The organism is Campylobacter sp. W0066.1, from assembly GCF_024723635.1.
GTDB classification, from domain to species: domain Bacteria; phylum Campylobacterota; class Campylobacteria; order Campylobacterales; family Campylobacteraceae; genus Campylobacter_D; species Campylobacter_D lari_C.
The window spans coordinates 1-11795 of the sequence record NZ_JANQCW010000004.1; the positions used below are offsets into that span (position 1 = coordinate 1).

The 11795-nt window shown below is 28.7% G+C and carries 11 protein-coding genes; all 11 read left to right on the forward strand.

Annotated features, from left to right (window positions below):
- The coding region (secF, locus tag CAMP18497_RS02135; protein ID WP_337212324.1) for a protein translocase subunit SecF at positions 1–545 on the forward strand (545 nt) is incomplete at its 5' end.
- A gap of 2 nt (positions 546–547) precedes the next feature.
- A complete protein-coding gene (locus tag CAMP18497_RS02140; protein WP_039618681.1) occupies positions 548–889 on the forward strand; it encodes a DUF6394 family protein in 342 nt (113 codons plus the stop codon).
- A gap of 8 nt (positions 890–897) precedes the next feature.
- On the forward strand, positions 898–3327 hold the full coding sequence (gene leuS, locus CAMP18497_RS02145; protein ID WP_337212325.1) for a leucine--tRNA ligase: 2430 nt from the start codon (positions 898–900) through the stop codon (positions 3325–3327).
- The gene (gene lptE / locus CAMP18497_RS02150) at positions 3324–3821 is read left to right on the forward strand and encodes an LPS assembly lipoprotein LptE (RefSeq protein WP_337212326.1); all 498 of its coding nucleotides are present in this window, start codon (positions 3324–3326) and stop codon (positions 3819–3821) included. Before leuS ends, lptE begins: the two co-directional genes overlap by 4 nt.
- Position 3822: 1 nt before the next feature.
- On the forward strand, positions 3823–5190 hold the full coding sequence (locus CAMP18497_RS02155) for a hypothetical protein (protein ID WP_263723594.1): 1368 nt from the start codon (positions 3823–3825) through the stop codon (positions 5188–5190).
- 1 nt (position 5191) lies between these two features.
- Complete coding sequence (locus CAMP18497_RS02160) at positions 5192–6361, forward strand: Mur ligase family protein (protein ID WP_337212327.1); 1170 nt, start codon at positions 5192–5194, stop codon at positions 6359–6361.
- Positions 6348–7259: a M23 family metallopeptidase gene (locus CAMP18497_RS02165; protein ID WP_337212401.1), complete on the forward strand. Its 912-nt coding sequence runs from the start codon at positions 6348–6350 to the stop codon at positions 7257–7259. Before CAMP18497_RS02160 ends, CAMP18497_RS02165 begins: the two co-directional genes overlap by 14 nt.
- The gene (locus CAMP18497_RS02170) at positions 7187–7591 is read left to right on the forward strand and encodes a bactofilin family protein (RefSeq protein ID WP_337212328.1); all 405 of its coding nucleotides are present in this window, start codon (positions 7187–7189) and stop codon (positions 7589–7591) included. Before CAMP18497_RS02165 ends, CAMP18497_RS02170 begins: the two co-directional genes overlap by 73 nt.
- Positions 7581–10520: a DEAD/DEAH box helicase gene (locus CAMP18497_RS02175; RefSeq protein ID WP_337212329.1), complete on the forward strand. Its 2940-nt coding sequence runs from the start codon at positions 7581–7583 to the stop codon at positions 10518–10520. Before CAMP18497_RS02170 ends, CAMP18497_RS02175 begins: the two co-directional genes overlap by 11 nt.
- A complete protein-coding gene (locus tag CAMP18497_RS02180) occupies positions 10517–11197 on the forward strand; it encodes a 3-methyladenine DNA glycosylase (protein ID WP_263677211.1) in 681 nt (226 codons plus the stop codon). The genes CAMP18497_RS02175 and CAMP18497_RS02180 overlap by 4 nt, the downstream gene beginning before the upstream one ends.
- A 78-nt stretch (positions 11198–11275) precedes the next feature.
- Positions 11276–11794: a ribosome hibernation-promoting factor, HPF/YfiA family gene (gene hpf, locus CAMP18497_RS02185; RefSeq protein WP_337212330.1), complete on the forward strand. Its 519-nt coding sequence runs from the start codon at positions 11276–11278 to the stop codon at positions 11792–11794.
- Position 11795: the final 1 nt, after the last annotated feature.

Consider the following 11795-nt stretch of genomic DNA (forward strand, 5'->3'; position numbering starts at 1 on the left):
TTTCTTTGATTGCTATTTTGATTTATTTGGCAGTGAGATTTGAATGGCGTTTTGCTATGGCTTCTATTGTGTGTGAAATTCATGATATAGTCATTACTTTAGGTGCTATTGCGTTATTTGAAATAGATGTAAATTTAGATATTTTAGCGGCTGTTTTAACCGTGCTTGGGTATTCTTTAAATGATACGATTATTATTTTTGATAGGATTAGAGAAGGTGTTAAAACAAGTAAAAATTCAAAACTTGATTTAATTATCAATGAATCAGTTTCAGCTACTTTATCAAGAACTACTTTAACAACGGGCTTAACTTTAATTACTGTTGTAGTGCTTTATTTCTTTGGTGGATCTATGATAGAAGGTTTTGCTTTAACTATGATAGTGGGTATTGTAGCGGGTACTGCGAGTTCTATATTTGTAGCAAGTCCAGCGCTTTTATGGTTTAAATTCAGCGTTGCACAGTATCGCCAAAAAGAATTAGAAAAAGTAAAGAAAAAACAAGAAAAAGAAAAATTAAGAGCGATGTATGAAAAAGGAACGGTGTAAAAATGAATTGGGGTAAGGTTATTTATATCTTTTTTGCTCTAATGAGCTTAACTACAACCGCAGGATTTTTATATGATCAAAATGAAGTTGCATTATTTATTGCAGCTTGTGTGAATTTAATTTCTACTTTATTGAAAATTGGAGTTAGAAATTTCTTAGCAGCTGAATTATTTGCTAGCTCTTTGGTGGCTGATTTGCATTTAATTCCAGCTTTTGCTTTAATACAAATTAATCCAGAAGCTAATGTTATGGTTTATACTTTGGCAATTGGTGCTTTGATAGCTAATATCTTTTCAATGATTTTAGTTATAGTTGATTCAGTAAAAAATCAAGAAGAAAATTAGGAGTGAAAATGGCATATGAAGCAGGTAAAATAGAAAAAAAATGGCAAAAAATTTGGCAAGAAAAAGAATATTTTGAGCCAAAAGATGATTTTTCTTTACCAAAAAAATACATTTTATCTATGTTTCCATACCCAAGTGGTAGAATTCATATGGGACATGTGAGAAACTATAGCATAGGCGATGCTATGGCTAGGTATTATAGAAAAAAAGGTTTTAACGTCTTACATCCTATAGGTTTTGATAGCTTTGGTATGCCTGCTGAAAATGCTGCGATTAAACATGGTATCCACCCTAAAAAATGGACTTATGAAAATATTGATTATATGCAAAATGAACTTGCTTCTTTGGGTTTTTCTTTTTCTAAAAAAAGAATGCTTGCTACTTCTGATCCTTTATATACTAAATTTGAGCAAGAATTTTTCATCAAAATGTATGAGAAAGGGCTTGTTTATACTAAAGAAGCTGAAGTTAATTGGTGTGAGAATGATAAAACAGTTTTAGCAAATGAGCAAGTTGAAGATGGCAAATGTTGGCGTTGTGGGCATGAAGTCATTAGAAAAAAAATGCCAGGATATTATGTAAAAATCACTGCTTATGCAGATGAATTATTACAAGATCTTAAAAAATTAGAAGGAAAATGGCCAAGTCAAGTTTTAACTATGCAAGAAAATTGGATAGGCAAAAGCACAGGGCTTGGTTTTGATTTTGATATAGAAGAAAATGATAAAATCAGTGCAAAAAAAATCAATGTTTTTACCACAAGAGCTGAGACTATTTATGGAGTATCTTACATTGCTTTAGCACCTGATCATGAAATAGTAAATGAATTAATTGATAAAAAATTACTAGATCAAGATATTATAGCTAAAATTCAAAATATACAAAATCAAACACCGCGCCAAAGACAAGCCGCACCAAAAGAAGGATATTTTTTAAATCTTTATACAATCCATCCGCTAAGTAAAGAAAAAATTCCTTTATGGGTAGCTAATTTTGTTTTAAGTGATTATGGTAGTGGGGCTGTTATGAGCGTGCCTGCTCACGATGAAAGAGATTATGAGTTTGCAAAAACTTATAATTTGGCTATAAAAAAAGTAATTTATAAAGATGAAAATGACGCACAATGCTACACTTTAAAAGAAGGCGTTTTAACTAATAGTGGCGAATTTGATCAACTAGAATGCAATGATGCTAGAGAAAAAATTAGTTTAAAAATTGAATCTTTGGGTATTGGTAAAAAGGTTACTAATTTTAAAATTCGTGATTGGGGTGTTTCTAGACAAAGATATTGGGGAGCTCCTATACCAATGATTAAGTGTGATTCTTGTGGTATAGTTCCTCAAAAAATAGAAAATTTACCTATTACCTTGCCTGAAGATGTGGTGATAAATGGAGAAGGAAATCCACTTGATAAGCATGAAGCATGGAAAGAGTGTATTTGCCCAAAATGTGGCAAAAAAGCGCAAAAAGAAAGCGATACTTTAGATACTTTCTTTGAAAGTTCTTGGTATTTTGCGCGTTTTGCAAGTGATGATAAAACATGGCAAGAAAAAGCAGTAGATGAAAAAAGTGTCAATTATTGGATGAATGTTGATGAATATATTGGCGGTATTGAACATGCGATATTACATTTACTCTATGCTAGATTTTTCCAAAAAGCACTTAGAGATTTGGGTTATTTAAAAGATGATGAGCCTTTTAATAGGCTTTTAACCCAAGGAATGGTCACTAAAGATGGTACTAAGATGAGTAAGTCTAAGGGCAATGTAGTTGATCCTGATTATATTATAGAAAAATATGGAGCAGATAGCGCAAGATTGTTTATATTATTTGCTGCACCACCTGCTAAAGAACTTGAATGGAACGATAGTGCGCTAGAAGGTGCGTTTAAATTTATCAATAGGCTTTATGAAAAGGCTATGAGTTTGGAATGTGGAAAATTGCAAGAAATTGATCATCAAAGTTTAAATAAAGAAGAAAAATATGCTAGATTAAAAGTATATGAAGCTTTGAAAAAATCTTTTGAAGTTTATGAAGAAAGTTTTGCCTTTAATACCTTAATAGCTGCATGTATGGAGGCTTTAAATGCCTTAAATGCTATCAATCATAAAGAAGTTACAAAAGAAGCTTTTTATATTATTTTAAATATTTTAGAGCCTATTATCCCTCATGTTTGTTTTGAACTTAGCGAGCATTTATTTAAATGTGAAAATTTTAAAGTATTAAAAATAAAAGATGAAGTTTTTGTAAAAGATAGTTTTAATATAGCTATTAGTGTTAATGGTAAAAAAAGAGCACAAATTGAAATAAATTCAGAAGCTAAAGAAGATGAGATTTTAGCTTTAGCTAAAGAAAATGTTGCAAAATGGCTAGACGGAAAAACCATAGTAAAAGAAATTTATATTGATAAGAAATTAGTAAATTTGGTGGTTAAATGAAAAAATATTTAATATCTTTTTTTGCTTTTTTCATCATAGCTTGTGGATATATTCCATCATCTCAAATGGCAAGTAGGGTTTTGGGTGAAAATGTATTTTTAAAAATCAATATTAGCAAACAAGATCCTGAAAATAGTGTTTACATAACAGATATTTTAAGAGAGGCTATGCTTAATAAGCTTGGTAGAAAAATTACAGATGAGTATAATGCAGATAGTTCTATTATAGTTACGATGAAAAAATTAGAATTTCATCCTATGGTTTATGATAAAAATGGCTATGTGATTAATTATAAAGCAGAGCTTTATTTGGAGTTTGTGTTGCGTTATAAAAATGGCAAAGAAGAAATCGTAAATACTACAGGAAGTTATAATTTTGATATTAATCCAAACTCTATCATCAGTGATCAAGCTAGATTTGAAGCGATTAAAAATGCATCAAGTGAAGCTTTTGATGAATTTGTTTCTATTATAGCTATTAGGGGTTATAAATAAAATGGCAAGCCATATCAATGAAATCGCAAAAGAAACATTGATAAAATTAAAAGAGCGTAAATTATATCCAACTCCTGAAAATTATAGTGAGGTGTTTGAAGAGTGTGCCAAAAAAGCAGGAGTTATGAGTCTTAATAAAGCTAGAATAGAAAAATATACTAATCTTTTAGATGATTCTTATAAACAAGAATTAAAAGGAAAAAGTATTCGAACTATTGATGAGTTTTTGATGTTTTTGGTTTCTAGGCTCAATAGGCAGGTAAGTAGAAAATATGAAGATGTTTATGCTTTACTTGGCTTAATCATTCAACAACTTAGTATTAGCAAAGATAAAAAAATCAAAGAACTTGCTCAAATTACTCAACATAGATTATCTCAAGCTATGGATTTAGAAACCATATATCTATTAAGAGCTAAATGGAGAGAACTTGAAAAATCTTATGAAGATCATGAACTTTTAAAAAAATTAGAAGAATTTAATATCCGAGCGTTTTTGGATTTTCACGCTTTAATAGAAAAACTTATCACTATGTTAAAAGAACGCTCTTATGAAAAACAAGCTGAGCTTTTGCTGGCTTCTTTAGAGCCTTTGTTTGGTGAGAGTAAAGAAGTAGAGCAATTTAAGCAAAAACTAAAAGAAAATCCTAGGTTGATTGCTAGAAAAGAATTTGCACATGAATATTGTTTGATGCTGCAAAAAAAAGAAGCAATAGATAAATACTATATACAAAAAAATCTTTCTTTTTTTAATCAGCACTTAGAAAGTTTAAATGAAATGGTGTCAAAGCTTTATGATAATAGTCAAGAAGATGTGAAATTTATTAATGCTTTAACTAAAGATGAAAATGGTAATGTGCAGATTAATTTTGATACATTAAAAGATAAACTTTTATATGCAAACGAGCAAATAGCTCAAATTAAAACGCAAATTCAAGCTACAAGTGATGATGAGCAAAGAGAGCAATGGAATCTTGCTCAAGAGCTTAAAAAACTTGATGAAAATTATAAGCTTTATGCGGTTAATTATGCTTTATCTTTCTTTAAAATCAATAATATAGAACATGTTATTAATGCCTATGGTATTGATAGTTTTAAAACTATCAGTGGGAAATTTAAAAAAATCCTCAAAGATTTATGTAAAAATTTGGCTGAAATTTGGATTTTAGATGAAAGTTCTTATTTGATTATATTTCCAGGTAAAAATTTAGAAAGCGCTCAAATTTTTACAGAAAAAGCTTTAAAACTTATAGATGATTATAAATTTATTTATAAAGAAGAAGTGGTTAAGCTTGTTTTATCATCTTCTTGCATAGAAAAAAAAGAATTTCCAGACGGTGATATTTTAAAAGAATTAATGCAAAAAGCTTAGTATGAAATTCCAACAAACACTCTCACAAAAAACTATGTATGTACAAAAAATCAGTAGATTTTTCATGTTTAGTATGTATGAAAAATATAAAAAATTTATCCCAAAAACCAAAAATATTCAAATTATTGGCACTAATGGCAAAGGAAGTACAGGTAGATTTTTAGCACTTTTACTTTTAGAGCAAGGATATAAAGTAGGGCATTATACAAGTCCACATATTTTTGAATTTAATGAAAGATTTTGGTTAAATGGGAAAATTGCAAGCAATGAACTTTTAGAAAAAGCACATGAAGAATTAGAAAGTGTTTTTTTGGAAGATATCAAAAAACTTAGTTATTTTGAGTATGCTACTTTTTTGGCTTTTTTTATTTTTAAAGATTGTGATTATGTGATTTTAGAAGCTGGAGTAGGTGGAGAATATGATGCTACAAGTGTTTTTGAAAGAGATTTTAGTGTTTTTACTAAAATAGGTTTTGATCATCAAGATTTATTAGGTAAAAACTTAGATGAAATAGCAAGAACAAAACTAAAGGCCATGAGCGCTAAAGCTTTAATTAATCATAAGCAAGAAACAAAAGTGTTAAAATTGGCTAAAAAAATAGCTAATTTAAAACAAGCTAGTTTAGATATTAGTGCGTTAGATGAAAACAAGGCTATTTATCCTTATGTGCAAGAATATATTCAAAAATATAATTTAGCAACTTTTTTAAAAGATAATCTTTTTTTAGCCTTAGAAGTTTTTTCTAAAATTTGTGCCAAAAATGAAAAAGAATTGATTCAAGGTATCAAAAATTTGCCAAAACTTGATTTAAAAGGAAGGTGTGAGCAAATAAGTCAAAATATTTTTGTTGATGTGGGTCATAATGAAATGGCGGCTTTAGCTTTAGCTAAAATTTTCAAGGAAAAAAAAGTTCATTTAGTCTATAATTGTTTTTTAGATAAAGATTCTTATAAAATTTTAAGGGCTTTAAAGCCTATAATAAAAATAGTTGAAATTTATGAGTATGAAAGCAAAGATAGGCCTTTGGCAGGTTCTGTTTTGCTAGAAAATTTAGAAAAATTGGATATTGCTTATCAAAAATTTGAACAAATAAAAAAAGATGAGTTGTATTTGGTTTTTGGTTCTTTTGTATTGGTAGAAAATTTTTTAAGAGGCTATAATGAAAGATAAATTTACGCTAACTATCACAGATGTAAATGGTTCTAGACATTTCTTATTAAGTCAAATTATAAAAAAAGTAATTATTTATTTTACTTCTTTTGTTTTTGTTGTTATAGTTTTAGGTGCTTTATATATTAATTATTTAGCAGACAAACGTTCAGAGCTTTTAAAAGAACAAGAAGCTTTATCAGCAAAAAATACTAAATTATTTTCTCAAAATGAGAGCATGCAAAAAAATTTAGAGGAAAAAACAGCCTTATATGATGAGCTTCAAACTCAACTTGCAGATATTGAAGAAAATTTAGGTTTAAAGCAAGATGAGAGCTTGGATATACCAGAAAGATTGGAAAAAGTTAAACTTACTAACGATCAAGCTTATTTATTTTTAACACAAATTCCAAATGGTCATGTGATAGAAGATAATGGAATCACAGGTAATTTTGGATGGCGCCATCATCCTATACTAAATAAAAAAGAGTTTCATCCAGGCATTGATTTAAGGGCGGCTTTAAATACTCCCATTTATGCACCGGCAAATGGAGTGGTTGAATATGCTGCATATAGTAATAACGGTTATGGATATTCAGTGATTTTGATCCATAATTTTGGTTTTAAAACAGTATATGCACACATGATGCGTAAAGATGTTGTCAAAGCAGGACAATTTGTAAAAAAAGGTGATTTGCTTGGATATACAGGAAATACAGGTCTTTCTACGGGGCCGCATTTGCATTATGAGGTTAGATTTATTAATAAACTTTTAGATCCTAAGATTTTTATAGATTTAAACCGAAAAAACTACGAACAAATTTTTGAAAAAGAAAGGAGAGTTCCATGGCAATCTTTAATAAAGGCTCTATTGCTACAGTATCCGAAACTACAGTCATTTCAAACGGAGCAAAAATAGAAGGAAAATTTTATTTTGATTCTATGCTTCATTTAGATGGAGAAATCACAGGAGTGATTAATTCTTCTAATGTGATAGTAATAGGTAAAAGTGGTGTTTTAAAAGGACAAGTTAAGGCAAACAAGATAGTGATTAATGGAGTTTTTGAAGGAGAAATGCAAGTTGATTCTTTAGAAATTTTATCCGGTGGTGTGCTTAATGGTAATATCATAGTTAAACAATTAAGCATTGAAAATGGTGGAAAATTTAATGGAAGCAGTAAAATAATTGAAAAAGATGAAGAACTTGCAACTATCGATGTGAGTATAGAAAAATCAGAAAATGCAAGCTAAATTATATGAATATTTATTAAGCAATAAAACTGAGTTAATAGTTTGTGAGAATGATAAAGAAGCAGATGAATTAGCTCAAGTTTGTTTATTTTTAAATTTCAAGACCTTTGTTTTACCTGATTTTAGAGCAGAATTTGGTAGTGATTTACGCTCTTTTTCTAAAGAGCTTTTTGAAATTTGTAAAGTTTTAAATGCTTATCACAAAGAAGATGAAAATAAAATTTTAATTTCCCCTATAAAAACAATCTTACAAAAACTCCCCGGAAAAAAGCATCTCAAAAATATTATTCTTAAAAGAAATTCACTTCTTGCTTTAGAGAAATTTAAAGAAGAAATTTTACATAGTGGATATGAGTTTGTAGATATAGTTCAAGATAAGGGTGAGGTTTCAATACGCGGAGATATTATAGATATTTTTGCAATTAATGAAGAACAGCCTTTTAGAATTTTGCTTTTTTCAGATGAGATAGAAAGTATAAGATATTTTGATATCCATACGCAAAAATCAATTCCAAACGAACTTTCAAAAATTGAAATTTGCCCATTTTTGAGTACTTTTAATCAAGAGCAATATGAAAATTTACAAGAAAAAATTCAAAATTTTCAAAGTCAAAGCATCATTAATGATGTTAATTCTTTGGGTTTTTGGTGTGTTGATGACTTTTGTGATTATTTAGATTTAAATTTTGTGAGTATAAAAAAATTTGATATAAATGATTTTGAAGAAGATATTAGTAAAATCAATCAAAATATTTTGCCTGAGCCAAGATTTTATAAAGATTTAATAAGCTCTTATAATCATGATTTTTTCACTTTTCATAAAGATAAAAAAATTACTGTTTTAACAAAGAATGAGGCTTTGTTTAAAGCTTTAAATTTACAAGAATTTTCAAATATTAAATTAAAAATATCTCAAGAAAGAATTAATTTAAGCACTCAAGATGAGCTTATCATCTCTTTAAATAAAAAAGAAAAAAGTAAAAGAGTTAGAAAAGCAAGTTTGGTAATAGATGAGCTTAGAGTCGGAGATTTTGTTGTACATGAAGATTATGGTGTAGCTAAATTTTTAGGTCTTGAGATTATTACAATAGCAGGAGCAAAAAAAGAATTTGTCGCTCTTGGGTATTTAAATAATGACAAGCTTTTATTGCCTGTTGAAAATTTATATATGATTGATAAATATATTGGTGCAAGTGGTGGCGTGCCTTTACTTGATAAGCTTGGAAAAGGAAGTTTTTTAAAAATCAAGGAAAGATTAAAAGAAAAATTATTTGCCATTGCTTCAAATATAGTTTCTTTAGCGGCAGCTAGAGCTTTGATAAAAGCAAAAGAATTAAAAATCTCTCAAGAATTACAAGATGAATTTATCAATAAAGCAGGGTTTTTTTACACTAAAGATCAAAGTCAAGTTTGCCAAGAAATCACTCAAGATTTAAAAAGTATGCAGGTGATGGATAGGCTTTTAAGTGGTGATGTGGGTTTTGGTAAAACAGAAGTTGCTATGAATGCTATATTTACTTGTGTAAAAAGTGGCTATACGGCTTTGTTTTTTGTGCCAACTACTTTGCTTTCAGCCCAGCATTTTAAAACCTTAAAACGAAGATTTGACTCTTTTAATATAGAGGTTTTTAAACTAGATCGTTTTACTAGTGCTAAAGAAAAAAAACAAGTTTTAGCATTTTTAAAAGAAAATAAGCCTTGTGTGGTGGTTGGAACGCATTCTCTTTTAGGGGTTGAATGTGAAAATTTAGGTTTAGTTGTGATAGATGAGGAGCATAAATTTGGTGTAAAACAAAAAGAAAAACTCAAAGAATTAAGTAAAAACTCCCATATTCTATCTATGTCAGCAACGCCTATACCAAGAAGTTTAAATCAAGCTCTTAGTTCTTTAAAATCATATAGTGTTTTACAAACTCCACCTGAGGATCGTTTGGATGTGCGTACCTTTGTTAGAGAAAGTAATGATGCTTTGATTAAAGAAGCTATTTCAAGAGAATTAAGAAGAGCAGGGCAGATTTTTTATATACACAATCATATAGCAAGTATTGATGGGTGTAAAAAATATCTTTTAGATTTGTTTCCAAATTTAAAAATTTTAATCTTGCATTCTAAAATAGACGCAAAAACTACCGAAGAAGAAATGATTAAATTTGAAAATAAAGAATATGATTTATTGCTTTGTACTTCTATAGTTGAAAGTGGTATTGATTTGGCAAATGCAAATACTATTATAGTAGAAAATTCAGATCGCTTTGGTATGGCTGATTTGCACCAACTTAGAGGAAGAGTAGGGCGTAGTGCTAAGCAAGGATATTGTTATTTTTTGATTGAAGATAAGGAAAAAATCACAAAAGATTCTTTAAAAAGACTTACGAGCTTAGAGAGTAATTCTTATTTAGGTTCAGGAAGCGTGCTTGCTTACCATGATTTAGAAATTCGTGGGGGTGGAAATTTATTAGGTGTAGATCAAAGTGGGCATATAGAGCAAATTGGTTATAGTTTGTATCTTAAAATGTTAGAAGATGAAATTAATAAGCTAAGTAAAAAAGAAGAGACTAAAGAGAAAAAAATAGATTTAAAGCTTAACATCAATGCCTTTTTAAATAGTGAGTATATTAGTGAAGATCGTTTGAGATTAGAACTTTATAGAAGACTTAGTAAGTGTATGAGTGTTAATGAAGTTTATGAGATAGAAAGTGAGATGAATGATCGTTTTGGAAGGCCTGATATTTTTACTAAGCAGTTTTTGGATTTAATCATTATAAAAATTTTAGCTAGCAAGCATTATAAATTAGTGAGTAATTATGAACAAAATATTTGTTTTGTAAAAGATGATGAGAGCAAGGAAGTTATTAAAGCAAAAAGTAAAGACGATGATGATGTAATTGAGGCTATTTTGATGCATTTAAGAAAGAGTGAAAAAGCATGAGCGGATATGAAATTTTTAAAGCTTTAGTTAATGCAAATATTGATTATAAAGATTTTGAGTGGCTAGAAAATAATACTTTAAGCGAGTTTGAAATTTTAATTTCTGTGGTTTTAACTCAAAATACAAACTGGAAAAATGTATTAAAAGCTTTGACAAATTTAAAACAAGCAAATATTACTAAGATAGAAGATTTATCAAATTTAAGCACTCAAGATTTAGCGCTTTTAATAAAACCAAGTGGATTTTATAATACCAAGGCAAAATATATTAAAAATTTCACTCAAAAATATTTCCAAGATTTTAATTCTTTTGAGTTTTTTAAAGAAGAAGTAGATAGAGAATGGCTTTTGAGTATTAAGGGTTTTGGTCAAGAAAGTGCAGATGGAATTTTAAATTATATATGCAAAAAAGAAGTTTTAGTAGTTGATGCTTATAGCGCAAAAATAGCTAATTATTTAGGCTATGAGTGTCAAAGTTATGATGAATTGGCAGATTTTTTTAAAAAAGACATAGCTAAAAACCAACAAGAATTGTGTGTTTTACTAAAAAAAGAATGTAAATTATACGAGCTTTATCAAATTTTTCATGCTTTAATTGTTTCTTTTTGTAAAATGCATTTTCAAGGTAAAAAACTTTCAGCAGATGGTGCGCTTATTTTAGATCCTTTAAAATTTTAAATTTATTTTTTATTTAAAAAGTTAATTTTTTACGATTAAAGTGCTATAATGTATTTAACTTCATAAAAAGGAGAAGTAATGAATACAAGTATAGTTGGAAAGCAATTTGAGCTAACTGAGTCTATAAAAGAGTATGTGGAAAAAAGCTTTGATACTTTAAGTAAATATGGCTTAGATGTGATTTCTGCGCGTTGTGTTATAAGTGCTGATGAAAGGCATGGAAAGAAAGGATTTTGGGCTGAATTTAGCATTAACCTAGCTGGTATTAACACAGTGGTTGTAAAGCAAAAAGATAAAGACTTATATGCTGCTATAGATTTAGCTATTGATAGAATTTCTAAAGTTTTAAGAAGATTGCATGATAAAAATATTACCCATAAGCATCAAGATGAGATAAAAGAAAATTTAGTATTGCCAAGTGTGATTGAAGAAGATGAGATAGTTCCAATGGAGCTTGAACTATATAAACCTTTAGAAATTGAAGAAGCATTAGAAAAGCTAAAAGCAAGTAAGGATATATTTTTAGTTTTTAATGACATAGATGCAAAAATGAGAGTGTTATATAAGAAAAAAGATGGTAAATTTGGTTTATTTTAAA